19 protein-coding genes are annotated in these 19,900 nt (G+C 53.3%); 11 read left to right on the top strand and 8 right to left on the bottom strand.

The window, feature by feature from the left end; all coding sequences use genetic code 11:
* Window positions 1-173: 173 nt before the first annotated feature.
* Window positions 174-1,424, bottom strand: coding sequence for an IS701-like element IS1452 family transposase (locus ABNV41_RS12820; RefSeq protein WP_012812328.1), 1,251 nt, complete (start codon window positions 1,422-1,424; stop codon window positions 174-176).
* Window positions 1,425-1,566: 142 nt separating this feature from the next.
* Here ABNV41_RS12820 and ABNV41_RS12815 point away from each other — a divergent pair, with 142 nt between their 5' ends.
* Window positions 1,567-2,562 (top strand): IS481 family transposase, encoded by a 996-nt coding sequence (locus ABNV41_RS12815; protein ID WP_035366691.1) that lies wholly within the window; start codon window positions 1,567-1,569, stop codon window positions 2,560-2,562.
* On the opposite strand, the gene ABNV41_RS12810 is transcribed toward ABNV41_RS12815, so the two are convergent.
* The 6 genes from ABNV41_RS12810 to ABNV41_RS12785 all read right to left on the bottom strand — a co-directional run bounded on the left by ABNV41_RS12810 (window position 2,559) and on the right by ABNV41_RS12785 (window position 9,766).
* On the bottom strand, window positions 2,559-4,661 hold the full coding sequence (locus ABNV41_RS12810) for a hypothetical protein (RefSeq protein ID WP_050819069.1): 2,103 nt from the start codon (window positions 4,659-4,661) through the stop codon (window positions 2,559-2,561). The genes ABNV41_RS12815 and ABNV41_RS12810 overlap by 4 nt on opposite strands.
* 60 nt (window positions 4,662-4,721) lie before the next feature.
* Window positions 4,722-5,471, bottom strand: coding sequence for a methylenetetrahydrofolate reductase (locus ABNV41_RS12805; protein WP_050819070.1), 750 nt, complete (start codon window positions 5,469-5,471; stop codon window positions 4,722-4,724).
* Complete coding sequence (locus ABNV41_RS12800) at window positions 5,468-6,382, bottom strand: bifunctional methylenetetrahydrofolate dehydrogenase/methenyltetrahydrofolate cyclohydrolase (protein WP_050819071.1); 915 nt, start codon at window positions 6,380-6,382, stop codon at window positions 5,468-5,470. Before ABNV41_RS12800 ends, ABNV41_RS12805 begins: the two co-directional genes overlap by 4 nt.
* A 118-nt stretch (window positions 6,383-6,500) precedes the next feature.
* A complete protein-coding gene (locus tag ABNV41_RS12795; RefSeq protein ID WP_050819072.1) occupies window positions 6,501-7,649 on the bottom strand; it encodes a GNAT family N-acetyltransferase in 1,149 nt (382 codons plus the stop codon).
* Between the two features lie 19 nt (window positions 7,650-7,668).
* On the bottom strand, window positions 7,669-8,133 hold the full coding sequence (locus ABNV41_RS12790; protein WP_003624824.1) for a RidA family protein: 465 nt from the start codon (window positions 8,131-8,133) through the stop codon (window positions 7,669-7,671).
* Window positions 8,134-8,209: 76 nt separating this feature from the next.
* Window positions 8,210-9,766, bottom strand: coding sequence for a vitamin B12-dependent ribonucleotide reductase (locus tag ABNV41_RS12785; protein ID WP_050819073.1), 1,557 nt, complete (start codon window positions 9,764-9,766; stop codon window positions 8,210-8,212).
* Window positions 9,767-9,975: 209 nt separating this feature from the next.
* Here ABNV41_RS12785 and ABNV41_RS12780 point away from each other — a divergent pair, with 209 nt between their 5' ends.
* The 8 genes from ABNV41_RS12780 (at window position 9,976) to ABNV41_RS12745 (ending at window position 17,641) form a co-directional block, all read left to right on the top strand.
* Window positions 9,976-10,344 (top strand): NADH:ubiquinone oxidoreductase subunit NDUFA12, encoded by a 369-nt coding sequence (locus ABNV41_RS12780; protein WP_050819074.1) that lies wholly within the window; start codon window positions 9,976-9,978, stop codon window positions 10,342-10,344.
* A 48-nt stretch (window positions 10,345-10,392) separates the two neighbouring features.
* Window positions 10,393-10,938 carry an outer membrane lipid asymmetry maintenance protein MlaD gene (gene mlaD / locus ABNV41_RS12775; protein WP_003624817.1) on the top strand — a complete coding sequence of 182 codons (546 nt, stop codon included), beginning with the start codon at window positions 10,393-10,395 and terminating at the stop codon, window positions 10,936-10,938.
* Window positions 10,939-10,989: 51 nt separating this feature from the next.
* The gene (locus ABNV41_RS12770; RefSeq protein WP_050819075.1) at window positions 10,990-11,211 is read left to right on the top strand and encodes a hypothetical protein; all 222 of its coding nucleotides are present in this window, start codon (window positions 10,990-10,992) and stop codon (window positions 11,209-11,211) included.
* The gene (locus tag ABNV41_RS12765) at window positions 11,208-11,795 is read left to right on the top strand and encodes a DUF2155 domain-containing protein (RefSeq protein WP_050819076.1); all 588 of its coding nucleotides are present in this window, start codon (window positions 11,208-11,210) and stop codon (window positions 11,793-11,795) included. The genes ABNV41_RS12770 and ABNV41_RS12765 overlap by 4 nt, the downstream gene beginning before the upstream one ends.
* 176 nt (window positions 11,796-11,971) lie before the next feature.
* Window positions 11,972-12,715, top strand: a complete 744-nt coding sequence (otsB, locus tag ABNV41_RS12760; protein WP_050819077.1) for a trehalose-phosphatase — start codon at window positions 11,972-11,974, stop codon at window positions 12,713-12,715.
* 3 nt (window positions 12,716-12,718) lie between these two features.
* On the top strand, window positions 12,719-14,065 hold the full coding sequence (locus ABNV41_RS12755; RefSeq protein WP_050819078.1) for a trehalose-6-phosphate synthase: 1,347 nt from the start codon (window positions 12,719-12,721) through the stop codon (window positions 14,063-14,065).
* Window positions 14,062-14,577, top strand: coding sequence for a disulfide bond formation protein B (locus tag ABNV41_RS12750; protein WP_050819079.1), 516 nt, complete (start codon window positions 14,062-14,064; stop codon window positions 14,575-14,577). Before ABNV41_RS12755 ends, ABNV41_RS12750 begins: the two co-directional genes overlap by 4 nt.
* A gap of 106 nt (window positions 14,578-14,683) precedes the next feature.
* On the top strand, window positions 14,684-17,641 hold the full coding sequence (locus ABNV41_RS12745) for a glycosyltransferase (RefSeq protein WP_349934783.1): 2,958 nt from the start codon (window positions 14,684-14,686) through the stop codon (window positions 17,639-17,641).
* A gap of 14 nt (window positions 17,642-17,655) precedes the next feature.
* On the opposite strand, the gene ABNV41_RS12740 is transcribed toward ABNV41_RS12745, so the two are convergent.
* Window positions 17,656-18,153, bottom strand: a complete 498-nt coding sequence (locus ABNV41_RS12740; protein ID WP_196332607.1) for an NUDIX hydrolase — start codon at window positions 18,151-18,153, stop codon at window positions 17,656-17,658.
* Between the two features lie 133 nt (window positions 18,154-18,286).
* Between ABNV41_RS12740 and ABNV41_RS12735 the strand changes: the two genes are divergently transcribed.
* On the top strand, window positions 18,287-19,270 hold the full coding sequence (locus ABNV41_RS12735; protein ID WP_003624799.1) for an aldo/keto reductase: 984 nt from the start codon (window positions 18,287-18,289) through the stop codon (window positions 19,268-19,270).
* 111 nt (window positions 19,271-19,381) lie between these two features.
* Window positions 19,382-19,834 carry a hypothetical protein gene (locus tag ABNV41_RS12730; RefSeq protein ID WP_050819082.1) on the top strand — a complete coding sequence of 151 codons (453 nt, stop codon included), beginning with the start codon at window positions 19,382-19,384 and terminating at the stop codon, window positions 19,832-19,834.
* The last annotated feature ends 66 nt before the right edge of the window (window positions 19,835-19,900 follow it).

Genomic DNA, 19,900 nt, shown 5'->3' with positions numbered 1-19,900 from the left:
TAACGCGGTATCGCCCACGCTACATCATCCCAATGACGTCTCACAACCTGACACCTAGCACTACAGTTGCATTTTGTGTCGTGAGTGAGCGCGGATAGCACTGGCCTGATGCGTTCGTCGAAAGACGGACCATCTGAGGATGTGAGAGACGGGGAGTCTGCGTTGTGCAAGTTTTACGACGAGGCGCCTGATCTCCTGAATGGACCAGCGGACAAGGACTGTCGTGTTCTGAGTTGTGTTTTTTTCGGTTTCAGTGAGTTTGCCTGGTAACGGACACTGGCCATGACGGCATAGGCCAGCATGACCAGAGAGACATGCCGATGCCAACCATGCCAGGAGCGGGTCTCGTTATGATCAAGACCAAATTCGTTTTTGGCCGTCTCGAACCCTTCTTCGATCCTCCAGCGCGTCCCTTCAACGTTCACCAGTTCCTGCGTGGTTGTCCCTTTCGGGCTCCAGGTCGTAAAATAGGCAAGGTCCCCGTCAGCGATGTTTCGGCGGATCAACAGGCCACGTGTCCATGGTCCGGCTATAGGGCAGTCAAATTCTTCAGCATCCAGATCAGCAAGCGGAAGATACGCCCAGTCATAAAGTCGCTCACCTTTTGTGCCGTGCCCCGCTGACAGACGACGCCAGGCCTGGTCTGGCAGTCCTGCTGCAATATCTTTCGCCTCTCCGGCAATCAGCGGTTCCGTTGCCCATGATCCGAACCAGTGATTGCCCTTGACCCCAAGCACATATCCAATTCCTGCCCGGCGAAGCGTGCGTTCTACGTCGCCCACGCCATACACGCTGTCTGCTGCAACCCAGCGGAACGGCACACCGGCCTCAATACTTCGCTCAATCATCATCGAGGCTAACGCCGGTTTGGTTGCAAACACCACGTCATCGGGAACGTGGGCCCGCTTCAGACGCTCAGGCTTTGATGTCCAGTCTTTCGGGAGATACAGGGCGCGGTCAATAAAGGCATGCCCCCGTTCCGAAACATAAGCGCCAAACACACCAATCTGGCAGTTCGTGATCTTGCCGGCAGATCCCGTATACTGCCGCCCCACACCGCAGGACGCCTGACCCTTCTTCAGAAAACCGGTCTCATCAATGACCAGCACGCCCTCTTCAGTGCCCAGATGCTCAATCACATAATCCCTGACGACGTCACGAAGGGCATCGGCATCCCAGTGCCCGCGTCCCAGAAGCGCCTGCTGCCGCCATGGACCAGGATCTCCTGCGGCTTCCGCTCGCATCCATCCCGTCTTGCGTGGTTCATTGCCAATCAAAACATCAAGAAAAGCACAGGCCGAATCTACGACACGTTTTTGCGTGAACAGCGGCGCCATCCGATCCTTGGCGGACCGAAGCGAGCGCGCCCATAATTCCAGCGTCTCTTCAACAGACGTACCGCCACTCATCATATCCTGAATCATGGTTACCCATAGATTCAGAACTCAACACAAAATGCAACTGTAGTGCTAGCTGTCAGGTTGTGAGACGTCATTGGGATGATGTAGCGTGGGCGATACCGCGTTATGCTTCGTTGTTTTCTTCCGTTTGCAGGGAGACCGAATGATGCTTCAGATCCACCCACAGGCACGCACGACACCGGCTGTCCGGGCTGAGATAGCTCGTTCGTCAGAACCGACATCCGTGCTCGCCAGACGCTACGGGATCAGCGATGAAACAGTCCGCAAGTGGCGCAGGCGTGGTTCGGACGCCTGTCAGGACCGCAGCAGCCGTCCCTGGAGGCTGGCCTGGAAAGCCTCGGAGGAGGAGCGCGCCATTGTCTGTCAGCTTCGGCGTTCTACCGGTTTTGGTCTGGATGATCTGACCTTTGTCTTACGGCATTTCCTGCCGCATCTGAACCGGGACAATATCTGGCGGATACTGAAAGACGCCGGATTGAACAGGCTGCCTCCTGTTCCAAAGGCCGGACCAGTTCGGGGACAGGGAAAGTTCCGCGATTACGATCCCGGTTATGTCCATATCGATGTGAAACATCTGCCAAAATTACAGACAGCAGATGGGGACCGGCGGAAACGTTTTCTGTATGTCGCCATCGATCGCTGTTCCCGTTCAGTGCACCTGGCTGTTTATGACGCGGAAAATGCGGATAATTCCGTTGATTTCCTCAATGCCGTCAAATCGGCCTTTCCTTTCCGGATCACCCATATCCTGACCGATCGTGGCTCCTGCTTTACAGCGGACGCCTTCGAAAAAGCCTGTCATGACATGGGAATCGACCGACGCCGGACCAAGGCTTACTCCCCTCAGACCAATGGAATGGTGGAACGCTTCAATGGCCGTGTCGCTACAGAAGTACTGCAGGTCTGTGTCTCAAACCATGAAGATCTGGAAATTCTGCTCAGAGGCTTCTGTTTCGCCTACAATCATCGCCCGCAGCGTGTTCTGGGCGGCATCGCTCCCGCCCAATGCATCATCTCATGGCTTGAAAAACATCCCGCGTCACGTAATCAAGACTATATCAAACCGGCTGGTCGTGACATCATGAAACAGGTCGACGAAATCCTTGATTACGCCAATGACGTCTCACAACCTGACAGCTAGCTTGTGTAGGCTTTCAGGTCGTTTAAAACATCATCTGGCGTCACAAGCCCTGTTTGCTCATGCTGCGGCATCACCAGAAGGGGCGGACCATCATTTAAGAACCGGATGGAAAGTTGCGCCCAGCGAGACCGGACAAACCGACGAAAGACCTGAGCCAATGCGCAGCGGTCCATGTCTGTATGATATGGGTTGCTAGGTGAGCAGACAGTATTCAAATAATCACTCATAAAAGCGGCAATGGCGGGTACAAGTTCGGCTTCGCCAAAATAGGCCAAAGCCGTATTCATGCTCCACGGCGTGCCATATTGCTGCTGACCGTTGTCATCAAACTGGGTCAGATCAAAGCCATATGTTGCATGGGCTTTCATATCCCGCAGCAGGCTTACAAAATTGGCAGGAAAATAGCCTGCGCAATCCCCTATCAAAACCGGCACCCTAAACTGGGCGGCAATATCGGGCAGAATCAGATAGCGTAATGCCGGTTCCAACGAGGCGGCATCTGATCTGGTTTCCCCGTGCCCAAAGCTGAGCCGCAATGTTGTGGCATGACTTTCTAACCACTCTGAAACAGTGGAAAGAAAGGTAAGCTGATCCACCGTTGGGTTGGCAACACCAAGGCAAAGCTGGATTTTGCCAGCAGAACGATCTTCCCGGCACGCATGGAGAAGGGAAAGAACAAGCCCCGGAACCAGATCAAAATGTTGCCCCGTGCAGGCAAAAGCCAAGCAGGTGGAAGGTTGTTCTTCTGGCATGCTGAAGTGCCATTGCCAGTTTGCCACACCCGTTACATCCGGTATGGCGCGGCTGGCCAAGCGCCCGCATTCCTGCATGCTGAGCCATGAAAATACCCCTTGATCATACGGGGCAGGGGCCATGTTATCCTGCACGGCCAGTTTGCGGGCAATGGCGTAATGCTCATCCGCTTCGGCCTGTAGGCCAGCTAGCCAGCTTGTATGGCCCAAGCCTAGTTCTTCCCACCAGCTTAGGCCATTTAACCGTGCTTCTGTTGTTAACAGGCGTAGGCGGTTTTCTGTATCCAGTTTCTGAAAAGCCTGCTCAAACAAAGAGCTATAAACGCGCCGAATATCGGAGCCATTTTTGGCTGCAAGGCGCATAGGCACCAGCAGCGTATCAAACGGTGTTTCAAAAGCAGGAAGGCCGACGCTGCTTAAAACGCCAGGCACCAGCAAAAGAGCACTTTCTCCAGCTTTTTGCCGTGCCACCAATGGGGCAAGCAGTGTGCTGATATCTCGATCAGGATAACGAGTGGTAAGAGACTGCTCCATGAGCGTGGCGGCAGTATCGTAATTTTTAGTGCGCAGCGCCAGAATGGCGGCCATCCATTGCAGTTCGGGCCGTGGGTCATGCTGGCGGGCAAGGGTTAAAAAGCCGTCAGCCAGTTCCCATTGTCCAAAAAGAGCGCATAAACGCGCCAATTGCACGCATGTACCTGTATCACGCGGGGTAACACTTAAGCGCAGAATCTGTTCGCGCAGATCATCCAGCGTTGCCCAAGGTGTTGTGGCAGGGCGCAATGTGTTTGTTTGCAGAAGATGCAGCACATCTTCCATCAGCCCAGACAAAATATGGGAAGGGCACACAGTAAAGGTAACCTTTTCTGGTGCGGCTTCACTCCACAGCGTTATGGTGTCTTTTGTGCGTGTGACTTGCAGTTGTTCTGCTGGCCATTTGTGGCTACCCAATTGCAGATGATGTTCTGCACAGGTGGCGCGGCCAACAAAACGTGTACCCAGATACCATTCCTGTTCTGTAAGATCGCGCAGGATGGAAAGCAACTCTGACGGCAAAAGCAGAAAACGTTCCCACGTGGCGCAAAGCGGCACAACGTCAAATACATTTTGTTCTCGGCTGGAAAGATAACCTTTACCAGCCCGGAGAGACACAAGCGGGCGGCCAGCAAAGTTTTCGACCGCTTCTGCTTGGGTAAATATTCCACCGGGGTTTAATACCCCAGATTGCGCATCCAGCGTGGCTGGAGTTGTGCCACGCATAAAGGATTGCGCAAAAGAAACCGCATGCAGGCGCAGCCCCGAGTAACCCACCAGAGCACCATGCCAAGAGAGAAGATAGAACGGCATGGGCTGATCCTATAAAACGATCGTGCTGGTGGAAATAATGTAGAACAATGGCACGACTTTTTATGCCACGGCATCCAGCAGGTGGGGAAGATACTGTTCCAGCTTGATGCGCACCGGCATCAGGTAGGCCTTACCTTTTTCCTGAGCCAGTTCCTTAAGCACCGTTTGTGCAAACTGGATATTGGCATCCAGCGTAGGAGAAAAATCACGCGGGAAAACAATGTGGTTTGTTGTTTCCCAATAAGAGCGTGATTTGGGGCCAATAACGGGGGAAAGCCCCCAGAACACGCATTCGCCCTGCATCCATTCCCGGCACAGGTCAAACAGTTTTAGGTCAAATACAGGCTGTGTGAAAAAACCAATGGCTCCGGCTTCTTTCTTGCGGGCCACATCTTCCAGCTCTTTCCACGGCGCGCGGCGGTAGGGGTCAAACGCCGCATAAACTTTCAGATGCGGTGCTTCACGCCGGTAGCGGCGGATAATGCTTTCCGTGCTGTTGGGGTATGTGCGGTGGCTGAGATCTGCCGGAGGGTCACCATGCACAACCAGAATCTCTTCCAACCCCGGTTGGTCCGCCCCGGGTAGGGGGGCATCTGGTGCAATATCTATGGCCCGGATGTGTGGAATAACATTTCCAAACTGTGGGCGTACAAGTGCCGCGGCATCCCAACTGCGGAGGGGAAAGCGCATCAGGTCAGGAATGTTCAGCGTATCTGCAACGGAAAATGTGGCTTTAACTGTAGCCACATCTGTTGCCAGAGCCTCAGCAGAACGTGGGATTAGCTCAACCGAAAGGCGGGAAAGGCTCATTCTGCGCTCCCCTCAAGCTGCAATTTGGCTGCGGTGAGTGTGTTTTTCAGCAGGCAGGCAATGGTCATGGGGCCAACACCACCGGGAACAGGTGTAATGCGGCCAGCTACTTTAACAGCTTCATCAAATGCAACGTCACCCACAAGGCGGGTTTTGCCATCATCGGTTTTGATACGGGTGATACCAACGTCAATTACGGTGGCGCCGGGTTTAATCCAGTCTCCACGCACCAGTTCACGGCAACCCGTGGCCACAACCAGAATATCGGCTTGCCGTGCAAGAGCTGCCGTATCGCGCGTGTGAATATGCGCAATAGAAACCGTGCAGCCTTCTGCCAGCAGCAGCAGGGCCATAGGTTTGCCCACAAGGTTGGAAGCCCCGATAACCACGGCGTGCTGGCCTTTCATATCCCCCAACTGGTCACGCAGCAGTAGCAGGCAGCCCAGCGGCGTGCAGGGAATGAGCGAGGGTAGGCCCACAGCCAAACGGCCAGCGTTGATTTCACCCAGACCATCCACATCCTTTTCAGGCAGAATGGCATTGGTTACGCGGCGGCCATCCAGCCCGTTTGGCAGGGGAAGCTGCACCAGAATGCCATGAATTTCGGGGTCTTTGTTCAGGCGGTCTATCAGCGCCAGAAGTTCGGCTTCCGATGTGTTTTCGGGCAACATATGCATGAAGGAGCGCATGCCGGCATGATGGGTCTGCACCGCCTTGTTGCGCACATACACTTCGCTGGCAGGATCATTCCCAACAAGAATAACGGCCAGACCGGGCGTTACGCCATGTTTCTCGTGAAACGCCAGAACATCCTCACGGATATGCTGACGCATTTTGGCGGCAAAGCCTTTGCCATCAATCAGGGAAGCCTGATGATCGGAGGGAAGGGAGGATGAAGATGCGTTGGTCATGGAGCTGCCAGTTGATCATGCAGAAGCGTGTGGGGTTTCAAGCCGGGGCATACGCAAAAAAACGCCAAACGACAACGTTTTCACCCGTATATGCCCGGTATGCGCAAGAAATTTCAGGTCATGTTTCACTCTGCCGATAGGGAGAAAGCACGTTAAGGGCCTCGGCTTCCGCCAATATGGCGGGGCGTTCTGCCTGAAGGAAAGCCCCAACACCATTGCGAAGAGAGGGGTTTTCCAGCCAATGGGCAGAATGTGTGAGAGCAGGCAAATAACCGCGCTGGATTTTATGTTCACCCTGCGCTCCGGCTTCTACCCGTTTGAGGCCGTGGGCAATGGCAAAATCTATGGCGCGGTAATAGCACAGCTCAAAATGCAAAAATGGCCAGTTGCCAACACAGCCCCAGTTGCGGCCATACAATGTATCGCTTCCCAAAAGGTTGAGGGCAGCGGCAACGGGTGTGCCTTCATGCCGTGCTGTCATCAGCACAACGCGGTCTTGTAGGCGTTCAGAAAGTAGCGGGAAAAAATCTGGCGTCAGGTAGGCGTTGCCCCACTTTTTATCAATCGTGTTCTGGTAAAACGTGTAAAAGGCTTGCCAGTCTTCCGGCGTAATGTCTGACCCGCGCAGGGTATGAAAGCTCAGGCCAGCGGCATTGGCATCACGCCGCTCTCGCCGGATGGCTTTGCGCTTGCGTGATGAAAGTGTTTCCAGAAAATCATCAAAACAGGCGTAATTCTGATTGTGCCAGTGATACTGTAAGCCAAGGCGCGGGAGCCACCCTCGTTCAGCCAGAACATTGCTTTCCTGCTCGGTGCAGAATGTTACATGGGCGGAGGAAAGCCCCGTATCATGGCAGATCTGGCGTAGGGCATCCGCCATAACTTTTTGGGTTTCTGCCGGTGCATCGGGGTGCGTTAAAAGGCGCGGGCCCGGTGCTGGGGTAAAGGGGACGGCAATTTGCAGTTTGGGGTAATAGCGCCCACCAGCGGCTTCAAAGGCGCGCGCCCACCCTTGGTCGAATACATACTCACCCCATGAATGGCCTTTAATATAGGCAGGGCAAGTGGCGGCCAGTTGCCCATCTGGCGCGTGCAGGCTGACATGCTGTGGCAGCCAGCCTGTTTCTTTGCGTACGGAACCGCTGTCTTCTAATGCAGAAAGAAAAGCATGGCTGACAAATGGGTTATCCGCCCCCGCACAGGCATCCCACTCCGTTGCCGGAATGGCGTGAATACTGTTGTGCAGAGATACGGACCAGTCAGCCATGTCTGTCTTTCCTGCAATCTCAGCCGATTTCGAACAGCCCTTCTACTTCAACCGGGGCATCCAGCGGCAGGGAGGGCACGCCAACGGTGGAGCGCGCATGGCGCCCGGCATCACCAAATACGGCAACGGCCAGATCAGATGCCCCATTCATGGCGGCTGCGTGTGAGGTGAACTCTGGCGTGCAGGCAATAAAGCCACCCAGACGCACCACGCGTTTTACGCGGGAAAGATCGCCCACAGCGGCGCGCACCTGTGCGATCACATTGATCATGCTGTAACGCGCAGCTTCAACCGCTGTTTCAACAGAAACGGCATCCCCCAGCTTGCCGGTAGCAAACAGCTTGCCATCTTTAAGTGGCAACTGGCCGGAAACCACTAGAAGAGAACCTGTTTGAACGCAGGCTACATAGTTGGCAACAGGTGCAGCAGGTGTAGGCAGTTCGATACCAAGTTCAGCCAGACGGGATTCAGGAGTGCTCATCACGCTGTATTCCTTGTGTTAAAAAGCTGGGCAAGAAGCAGAAACTTGCCTCTTGCCCAGCAGAATGGACCGTATGCCTTTAGCAGACAAGCCGCAGATTACGGCGCTTGCGCCCGGTGGGGGGCGTATCATCTGCTTCTGGCAGGTCCAGCGGCAGAAGCGGGTCGGGGTCAGATTGTGCATCTTGGTGCGGGCCATCTGGCAGCCGCACACCCAGATACGTGTCTGATAAGGCGCGGAAGGCGTAATCCAACATGGATGTGGCGTAGGAGGCAACCGGGTCTCCCTCCACCGTGCCAGCCGGCCCAAAACAGGTGTAGGCAAAGTTTTCCACAAAGGCTTCCAGCGGGGCCCCGTATTGCAGGCCAATGCTCACGGCTTCACCCAGGCTTTCCATCAGCCCGCGCACCATGCCGCTTTCCCGCGTGGGGGTCAGGGCGAGTTCACCCAGCGTGCCATCTTCATATTCCCCCGTGCGCAGGAACAGCCGGTGGCCACCAATAGTGGTTTTTTGCGTAAAGCCGCCGTGCCGAGGGGGCAAAGTGCGGCGTATGCCACGTTCCAGCTTGTTGCGGATTGGCTGGTTCTGCACTTCTGGCCGTGCGGGCATGCGGTCTACAAAGCCAGTCAGAGCGCGATACATGGCCAAATGCGCGTTAGGGCCGGGTTGGGGTAAAACAGTTTCACCCGCCAGCGCCGCAGCCAAAGCGGTTTCAACCGTAAAGCCGCGTGCTTCCAACCGCAGCAAAGCGCTTCTGGAAAGTTTGCCATCTGGCCGCAACATGGAAAAAGCCGGAGCCAGCCCGCAGGCTTCTACCCCCAAAAGCCCGTCTATCGGGTTGGAGGCAGAAAAGCCGGTTTCAATCGGGGCCAACGGCGTTTCTGTTTCCACTGCTGCTTCGTTCCAGACAGCGCGGAGGGTTTCCCCCAATCCGGGCAGAACGGTGCGCACTGGTGGCAGCGGAAGAGATTCTGGCCCACGGCCAGCATGGGCTGTCAGGGTGGCCAGCGCAGCTATGGCGCATGCGGCAGCACGGCCATCTTCGCTATCATAATCCAGCCCAACGCCTGCAAGGCATGCGTCCAGATTGGTTAGCAGAATATCACCAGCCAAAGGGGTGGGGGCAAGCGTATCGGCAGGTGCAGTGGGGGCTGCTTCTGTTTGTTCTGGTGCAAATAAATCTGGCAGCGGCAGTTCCCCATTGCGCTGGCTGGCCAGTGTGCTGGCGGCATGGCGCAATACGGAACAGATCAGCCGCAGAGCCGCAACAAACGTGCGCGCAGCAAACCCTTCACCGGGGGAAACAAAGGCCGCCAGATTAACAATAAAGCCCGGCGGGCGGTCAAAACGGCAATGCCATACGGCTTCTGTTGGGGCGGCCTGCCGCGTAAGCAGCATCCACACCAAAGATCGGGCCGTGGCATCATCTGGTGCCAGCGCATCAATCCAGCGGGAGGCAAGGCTGGGCAGATCCAGCGCTTCATCTCCTGGTACAAGCTGGGCCAATGCCGTTGCGGCATCTGTATCCCATTCTGCGGGCAGCGTAACGGAGCGAAGGGGAGCGTCCGGGTCTGCTGCGGCCTCTAGCGTGCTCATCAGCACGCCATTCCAGTGGCGTCTGGCTGTTGCGTTCATGCGGGCAGTTTATCGTTTCCGCCTATCGCGTCGGAACCCGGAATCGTGCTGCCAAAAGGCAGTTAACACTCTGCATAATGAGGATATGGGGGATAACTTTTTGTGAGGTTGCGTTTCCCGCCCCAATACCGGCTGCTCGAGCGCAGTTGATCGGAAACACGTGCATATTTCATGGACCGGGCATGGTGCGGAGTCCTATCATCCACAACATGGCAAACTTTGGAACATGGCTGCATACGCGCCGGAAGGGGCGGCTGGTTGGCAAGGATGCCGATGGCCGCTGCTATTACGAATCAACAGGCCGGGCCCGTCAGGGTGGTGGGGTGGAACGGCCCGAACGCTGGGTGATCTACCTGAAAGGGGAAGATCCTTCTGCCGTGCCGCCAGAATGGTGGGGGTGGCTGCACCACACGCTGGATGCGCCTATTCCGGCAGAAGAACGCAAGCCGTGGCAGCTTCCGCATAAGCCAAATATGACAGGTACGGCACAAGCTTACAGGCCACCGGGAAGCCTGTATTCCACCGGCCAGCACCCTCCTGCAACGGGAGATTACGAGGCATGGACACCTGATGCGTGATCTGCTGCGCATTTCCTGCTAAACCGAACAGGCAATACAGGGAGTGCGATGCGGCTTATGGCTTCAGCAATGGCAGAAAAATCTCGGCGTAGTCTTACAGAACTGCTTACAGGCACTTTTGTGTTGGTGGCTATTGGCGGCATGCTGGTGGCTGCCGTGGTGGGCGAAGGCCGCAAGACAGACACAACCGGTTACCAGCTTAATGCTGATTTTACGCACATAGATGGGCTGGATATTGGCTCTGATGTGCGGTTGGCAGGCGTGACAGTCGGGCAGGTGGTGCGTGAAACTGTAGATCCGCACACCTTTAAGGCGCATGTCACCTTCACTGTGCGGCCCGATATTCATCTTTCAGATGATACGGCAGCCATTATCACCAGTGATAGCCTGCTGGGTGGCAAGTATATTGCCCTCTCCCCCGGTGGGGATGACAAAACCCTCAAACCCGGTGAAACAGTTGGGCAGACACAGGGCTCCATCAGTCTGGAGCAGTTGCTCAGCAAGTTTATTTTCTCGGTTACGGATACCCTCACACGTGCCAACAAGGCAGCACCTGCAAATGGTGGTGGCACGGGCGGGAATGATCTGCCCTGAAACAGACATAAAAATCCGTTAATTCAAGATTGAAGCCGGGAAACAAACAGCATGGAAAAGCCACGCTTCTGGCCACAGGATGATGGAGACCCCATAACCTGCCATGAAAAACTGCGTGTTCTGGAAGAAAACTGGCAGGAAGTGCAGGACATTGTGCGCGATGCGTTTGAGGATGCCATGCTGATGGGGGTGAGTGAGCAGTTTATGCGGGCGCGTTTGAAAGATATGGTTGATAGCCTTGCTTCTCCTAAAAACGGAGGGCAGGCAGTATGAGGCGCACAGCACCTAAAGCCGTGGCCTGTGGAGTTGTTCTGGCTGCAATGCCTATGCTGGCGCAGGCTGCTGGTACGGCTCTGGCACCTCCGGCAGTTTACGCACCTGATACGTGGCAAGGTAAAAATACAGCGGTTGTCAGGGTGCTAGACAGGCTGGATGCCCATGTGGAAGTTCTTTCTGTGCCAGTCGGTACAACGGCGCATTATAAAAGTTTGGACATTACGCCCTCACGTTGTCTGCAACGTCCCCCTACACTTTCGCCCGATGCCGCAGCATGGCTGGCTTTGCAGGATAAACATCCCAACGGAGCTACTTTTCAAGGTTGGATGCTGGCAGCAGAGCCTGCATTAGGCGTGTTTGAAAGCCCTGTTTACGATGTGCGGATGGTGCGGTGCGAAGGGGCGGATACAGAGCCTATGTTACCCCCATTGCCTAAGCCTGTTGCACCTGCTGCGCCGCCTACATCTGGTTCGGACACAGCCCCAGCACCTACGGGTGATAATCCATCTTCCAACCATGCAGGCAACCCGGATATTCCCGATGCCATACCAGACAAGCAAGAAACCGGTGGCGTTTATTAGCGTTGGGTAAGGAACCGTTTCAGTTTTGTGCCGGTTCCGCGCGGCAGGTCTGTAAGATCGGTGGTTGTCGAAGCAGGGGGTGTTCGGCAACGTGTTAAAATATCGTGGTCTGGCTGCAAGTGCCTAGCAGTCTTGTCATCAGGGCCGGCCATCACAACAAGAATTGAGGTGCAAACGTGCTAGGTTCTCTCGGTGCGCAGGATTTCCGTTTTCATCTACCCCCGTTGAATGAAACTGCCTTTCTGCTCGATTTTGACGGTACTCTGGTTGATATTGCTCCCACACCAGAATCTGTTGTGGTGCCAAACGGGCTTCTTGATAGCCTGCGCCGCCTGCGTGAAGCATGTGGAGATGCCCTGGCCGTTGTTTCTGGCCGCCCGATTGATCAGATTGATCATTTTCTGGGCGATGTGCCTTTTGCCGTTGCGGGTGAGCATGGGGTGGCCATTCGGCATCGCCCCGGTGGCCCTATTGAACGCGCAGCATTACCTACTCTCCCGCCTGAATGGCTGGCTCAAGCGCGAGATCTGCTGGCAACACTGCCGGGCACACGATTAGAGCATAAAGAAGGCGGTTTTGTTCTGCATTACCGTGCCGCACCAGAAGCTGCAGAAACATTGCGTCAGGCAGCGGATGAATGGGTTAAGCAATCTAAAGGCACATTCTTGCTTTTGCCGGCCAAAATGGCGTGGGAAATTCGCCCTGCCGGAATTGATAAGGGCTATGCCGTTTCCCTGTTAATGGAAAGTCCACCCTTTACGGGCAGAAAGCCTGTGTTTGTAGGGGATGACGTAACGGATGAAGATGCCATAGCCGCTGTACGCAGAATGGGGGGCGTGGGGCTGCGTATTCCATCTGATTTTCCAACACCTTCTATTTTTCGGGCCTGGCTGGCCTCCCTTACAGGCGGGAGCCGATAAGGGATGGGGCGTCTTGTTATTGTTTCCAATCGCGTTCCGGCTGTGCGCGACCGAGCTCAACCTGCTGGAGGGCTGGCTGTTGCCCTGCGTGATGCCGTGCAAGGGCAGGAATGCCTGTGGTTTGGGTGGTCCGGCCAACAAATCCCAGATGATGAAGGGGAAGATCGGCGCGTTAGCATAGACACGGTGGAGAATGTAACCTACGCCACCGTAGATCTCACCCAGTCTGAATATAATGGATTTTACGAAGGGTATTCCAACGGAATCCTCTGGCCACTTTGCCATTATCGCGCCGGGTTAATGAATTATAGCCGGCAGGATAGGCATACATATCATGCCGTAAACACCATGTTTGCGCAGAAACTTGCTCCCTTATTGAAATCTGATGATTTGATATGGGTGCATGATTACCATCTATTTCCACTTGGGCTTGCGCTGCGTGAATTAGGCATAAAATGCCGTATCGGCTTTTTCCTGCACATTCCGTTTCCACCATGGAGTTTGATGCGGGCCTTGCCGGGTGCAGAAAAGCTTATGCGGTCTTTGCGTGCCTATGATGTGATGGGTGTGCAGACAGAAGACGATGCCCGGAATGTGAACGAAGGCTTTTCCGTTGTGGGTGTGCCTGCGCAGGCACGGGTATTCCCTATTGGAATAGACCCCGAAAGTTTTCAGAAGCAGGCTTCTTCTGGTTTGGATAACCCGGAGGTGCAGAAGCTTGAAAAAAGCCTGCGCGGTCTGCCGTTGATTATCGGCGTGGACCGTATGGATTATTCCAAGGGGCTGCCAGAGCGTTTTCGGGCGTATGAAACGTTCTTGCGCAAATATCCAGAATATCGCGGGAAGGTTATTTACCTTCAGATCACCCCGGTTTCTCGTGGCAGTGTGCCAGAATACAAGATGCTGCGTGAAGAACTGGATGGTGTGGTTGGCCATATTAACGGCACGTATGGAGATTTTGACTGGGTGCCTATCCGCTACCTTACGCACCCTGTCCCGCGTGAGCTGTTGGCACCGTTTTTCCGCCTTTCTCGCGCAGCGTTGGTAACGCCCTTGCGGGATGGTATGAATCTGGTTGCCAAGGAATATGTCGCTGCTCAGGATGAGGAAGATCCCGGCGTGCTTATTCTCTCCCGTTTTGCTGGTGCTGCGCCAGAAATGGAAGATGCGCTTTTGGTAAACCCGCATGATGCAGATGAAGTGGCAGATGCCTTGCATAAATCACTCAGCATGTCTCTTTCAGAAAGACAGGTGCGGTGGAAACGGCTGAAGCCAGATGTCTGGCGTGTTACGGCTGGCAGTTGGGCGCGTTCTTTTATTACGGCATTGGCAGAGGTGCGGTCTGAATGAGGGGGAGCCACGCATCTCGGCCACTGGCGCTATTTTTGGCAGGTGCAGCATTATTGGCGCTGGGGGTGGTGTGGTACACCCAACATGTTTTGCAAATTATGCCGTGCGAGTTGTGCCTGTGGGAGCGTTGGCCGTGGCGCCTGCTGCTTGGTACAGCCATTGTGGCTGCTGTGTTGCCAGATAAAGTGACACGGCAGCTTTTGTGGTTAACAGTGCCTTTTATGGTGGCAGATATCGGGCTTTCTATCTGCCATGTAGGGGTGGAGTGGCAATGGTGGCCAAGCCCACTGCCTGCATGCCATGCGCCGCATATATCTGGGTACACTATGGCGGAGCGTCTGGCATCCATGCCTTTGCTGCCTTCCAAACCCTGTGATGCAGCTACGTATCTGGTGCCGGGGGTTCCGGTTTCCATGGCGGCAATGGGCGGCCTGTATGCTGCTGCCGTGTTATGGATTTTTATGGTCTGGCGTAAAAAGCTGGAGCGTGTAACGCGTCGTATTTTCCATTAAATATTACAATTTAAGTGTTAGGTTTTTATTGTTGCAGGCGTGGTCACTTCGTTGCCGTATTGTAGCGGTTGAAGCACCACGTATAAATCTTATACTGTGTGCCTGAATGAAATGTCAGGATATCTCTATGTCTTTAAGCGGTAATATTAAAAAAATCGATTGGAGCGTATTTGACGCAACATGGTACGCAGAAAAATATGAAGATGTTCTGAAATTTCTCGGTATTGAAGGTGCAGAGGCATTAGAGGCATTTTATAGGGAAAAGGGGCCTGCGCTCCGCCATTCTCCCAATCCATATTTTGATGAAGATTGGTATTTGCGGCGTTATCCTGCTGTTGCAGATGCCGTAAGCAAAGGTGAATGGCAATCTGGGTTTGACCATTATTGCCGCACGGGTTCTTCTTCCCATAATCCACACTGGCTTTTTGATCGTGAATTTTATTTCAAACAGCAGCCAGCTCTTCAACCTGCGGTATTGGAAGACGCCGGATTTCGAAATCTTTATGATCATTACCTAAATGTGGGTGATGAGCAGTTTTTGACGGGGTCATGGTTTTTTAACCCAACAGCGTATCTCAAAAGCGGCCATGCACGTATTGAAGGCTTGGGTGCTTTTGCACAATGCGTACGTAATCTGGAACCTGAGCAGGGATATGGGCACCGTCTGTCCTGGTATTTTGACCCTGAATGGTATCTGGAAACCTACCCACATGTCAGGAAGGAACTGGATTCAGGGCGTTGGCTTTCTGCCCTGCACCATTATCTGTCTAATTCTACACCAACAGATTACAATCCGAACGCGTACTTTTCGGAAGAGTTTTATGGCAGCGTTAACCATGATGTAAGTGGTGCGGTTGAAAGCGGAAACTTCCGTAATTTTTATGAACATTTTTTACGCTATGGCGTGCATGAACTGCGTAAACCAAGCGCCAATGTTGATTTGGAAGGCTACTACCGTAATGCGGTTGTGCAAAAGGAAGTTACCCGGGGTGATTTCCCAGATGCATTCGCGCACTATATTGCCCATAACGGCAGGTTAGAAGATGATGTGGCAGGGCTGAAGGAAAGCGAAGCTCTTTCCAAAAAGCTCTATCATGAAATGTGTCAAATTCGGTTGCCTGTTCTTTTGAATCAGACATTGGATTTCACATACGATGCGCCAGATTTAAGCGTTATTATTGTAGCGCATAATCTGTTTGCCATGACCATGAGCGCATTGGCATCGTTACGAGCCAACTATAATGGCCAAATGCAGGTTATTGTGGTGGACTCTGGTTCTACAGATGGCGTGCGCCATATTGAACGTTATGTGCGTGGTTTGGATGTTGTACGTTTTCCAGGCAATGTTGGTTTCTTGTTGAGTTGCAATGCCGCATTGGAAAAAGTGCGTGGCCCATTCACGCTTTATCTGAATAACGATACAGAGTTGATGCCAGAAGCCATTGGCAATGCCTTGGCACGGCTACGCTACAAAATGAAAATAGGGGCCGTGGGTGGCAAACTTGTACGCACCAATGGCTTGTTGCAGGAAGCGGGGAGTATTGTCTGGCGCGATGGTTCTGTGTGCGGTTATCTGCGTGACCAGCGGCCAGATGTGCCAGAAGCTAACTTTGTAAGATCCGTAGATTATTGCGCCGGTGCGTTTTTGATGGTGCGTACGTCTTTGCTGCGTCAGCTAGGTGGCTTTGATACAGATTATGCCCCAGCGTATTTTGAAGAAACAGATCTGTGCCTGCGTATTCATGAAGCTGGGTTTGATGTTGTGTACGACCCTTCGGTGGTTGTGGTGCATTATGAATACGGTACATCCAGTTTTATGAGCGGTGCTTCCATGATAGCGCGCAATCAGGATGTATTTCGGCGTAAGCATACAGCATATTTGCGCCAGAAAAGCCTGAACAACCCAAGAATGCTGATAAAGGCCCGTTTCAGCAGGCAGGATCAGAAACGCGTTTTATTTATTGAAGACAGATTGCCCTATCGGTTTTTGGGGTCAGGCTTTACGCGTTCAAATGATATTGTGCGCAGCATGATTGCTGCAGGATGCCAGGTAACGGTGTATCCGGTGTTTAGACCCACAGAATCTCAGGAAGATATCTGCATGGCTTTTCCCGATCAGACAGAGGTGATCTGGGATAGGGAGCTGCCAGAACTGGAAGATTTTATTAAATCCCGCGCCGGATATTACGATGCTATCTGGATTGCACGCACGCATAATGCAGACCGTCTGGCCCCAGTGCTGATGGATTGTGCTGATGCCCTAACAGGCACAATGGTGATTATTGATACTGAAGCCGTATCGGCCCCGCGTGAGTACCGTAAAATGGAATTACGGGGGCAAACGCCAGAAAACACAGTAGATGATCTTCTGAAGCACGAATTCAGACATCTGTTCATGGCTGAAAAAATTATTGCAGTGAACAGCAAGGATTCAAAAATTCTTAATGCGCATGGTTTTTCGAATGTTCATGTTCTTGGGCATTTGCAAAATGCTTCAACATGGTCTCCCGGATGGGAAGAACGTCGGAATATTCTTTTTCTGGGGGCTATGCACGATCAGGATTCACCTAATGTCGATTCTCTTGCCTGGTTTAGCGGAGAAGTGTTGCCATTGCTGGATGATCGTTTGCCAGAGGATGTTAAGTTTACAGTTTGTGGCTATGTAAACCCGCGTGTTGATCTTACGCCGCTTCTTAACAATCCACGCGTTGTGGTGACGGGGCGGGTAGAGGATGTAACCCCTGTTTACAATAGCCACCGAGTATTTGTGGCACCAACCCGATATGCGGCGGGCATTCCCTACAAACTGCACGAAGCCGCAGCACATGGTATTCCTATTGTAGCCACGGATATCTTGTGTGAGCAGGTTGGATGGGTGCCGGGTGAAGATATGCTGTGCGCCAGTATCTCAGACGCACAGGGCTTTGCAGATGCCATTGTCCGACTGTATGAAGACAAGCAGCTGTGGGAAAAAGTGCATGTGCGTGAACTCAAGCGGATTTCTACAGAGAACACGCAAGAGAATTATGTAAAAGCGATAAAGGAAATTTTAGAAACTTCCTGAATGGTACCTGCACGTCAGATGAGGTGAGTGGAATCTTCCATTTGCAGAATCTGACGTGCCAGACTATGCAGCCGTGCGCTGGCACGTGCCCCTAATGTGCTGATGTCCTGATAGGAAAACCAACGTGCTTCCAAGGCATCATCACCAGCCTGTACCGGGTTCTGGGTGTGTTCGTGCTCCTCACATCTTACGGCAAGAATGATGTAATGGAACGCCAGCTTTCCATCGGTGTCATAATGCAAGCTGTCAAATGCATCTATTACAGAAGTTGCTTTTGCAGGTAAGGATGTTTCTTCTAATAATTCACGTTCTGCGGCATGGAAAATTGTTTCTCCCGGTTCAATCCGTCCTCCGGGAAAACCCCATAACCCGGCATCTGGTGCATTGGCGCGCCGAACAAGCAAAAAATTATTCTGCCTGCGTACAATAGCAAGAACACCGGAGCGGGGGAGGCAGGAATGGCATGATGTTTTCATGATCGGGAAGTGTAGAAGGTCATGAATGCTGGTCAACCCTTATCTGCGTAAAAGGGATTGGGCTGTTTTTTCCCTTTGCCCCAATGCAGAAAATGCGTGTTAAATACAGCCATAACCGTGTGGATGTTGCGCACGGAAAATATAAACCAGCTATCAAGGAGCGCATCTTATGTCGGCAGATACAATTGCCATTCCGGGTATAGCCAAACCTGCTTCTCGCATTGCGTTAGGTACGTGGGCCATTGGTGGTTCCATGTGGGGTGGTGCAGATGATGCAAACGCCAGTAAGACGATAGATGAAGCTCTGGAGCTTGGTATCAATATGATTGATACAGCACCAGTCTATGGATTTGGGCATTCTGAAGAAGTTATTGGTAAGGCTTTGGAGGGCCGACGTGGCCGCGTTATTCTGGCCACCAAGGTTGGCCTGAACTGGCAGGACGGCAAGGTTTTCAGGGATAGTCGGCCAGCACGGATTGAAGAAGAAGTTGAAAAATCTTTAAGCCGTTTGCGCACAGATTATATTGATCTGTATCAGGTTCATTGGCCCGATACGCGCACGCCGTTTGAAGAAACAGCCCGTGCTCTGGAAAATCTGGTGAAAAGCGGCAAGGTTAAAGCCTTGGGGCTGAGCAATTTCTCACCTGCGCAGATGGATGAATTCCGCAAGTTTGCCCCTGTTTCTGCCGTGCAGCCGCCATACAACCTGTTTGAGCGTGAAATAGAGCGCGATGTTCTGCCGTATGCAGAAAAGAACAATCTGGTTGTGCTGGCGTATGGCCCGCTGTGTCGTGGCCTGCTTTCTGGCCGCATGACGGCAGACCGGAAGTTTGAAGGAGATGATCTGCGCAAAACAGACCCCAAGTTCCAGCAGCCGCGTTTTGGGCAGTATTTGCAGGCGGTGGAAGATCTTAAAGCCATTGCCAACAAGTACGGCAAAAGCATGTTGGCTCTGGCTATCCGCTGGGTGTTGGATCGTGGTCCAACTATTGCGTTGTGGGGTGCGCGTAAGCCAGAACAGATTGCAGGCGTGGATGATGCCTTTGGCTGGAAGCTGGATGCAGAAGACATGAAAGCTATTGATGCCATTTTGGCGAAGGATATCAAAGATCCGGTAGGCCCAGAGTTTATGGCTCCTCCACTGCGGGCCTAATTCGGCGTAACAGGTGCAGGGCTGGCTTCTCCAGCCCTGTTCTCGCCGCAAGGCTGGCGGTGGCCCATACGCATTGACTCAGATGCGGCTTTTTTCGCACTCTATTAAGTTATGAAAGAGCCGCATCCTCCTTATCAGGCTGAGCCTGAGCAGGCGACAGTCTGTATGTTTCCGCTTCAGCAGGTGTTGGGGCGTGTAGAGGCTGCGGAATATTTGGGTATTCCTACCCGTAGGCTCAGATTTCTTGAAATGTTTGGGCGTGGGCCTAAATCTGTTTCTCATCGGGCAGGGGCCATTCAATTTCGTAAAGAAGACTTGGATAACTATAGCGCCCAGCAGTTTAGCCGTGCCGGATTAGGGGCAGATGCGCTTTCGCGTTATCGGAGTATGCGCGCACTGGCTGATTATAAAGGGCTGGATCCGTTTATGGATATGGCCAGCCGAGATGAACTTTCTCAGGCATGCACCTATATTGGCGGGCGTGTGGGTATTGGGCTGGGGCTGGTGGTGATTGTGCTTTCTCATACCCCGTTGTCCCGCATTTTGTTCCATGTAGTGCGTTAAGGCGGTTTTGTAGCGGTCTGGGCGCTTTCATATCTTGCGCAAGGCGCTGTGGCAGCCCATGTTTGG

The sequence above is a fragment of the Acetobacter sp. A11-2 genome (genome assembly GCF_040208445.1).
Classification (GTDB): domain Bacteria; phylum Pseudomonadota; class Alphaproteobacteria; order Acetobacterales; family Acetobacteraceae; genus Acetobacter; species Acetobacter oryzoeni.
This window is presented reverse-complemented; position numbering and strand designations above follow the sequence as displayed.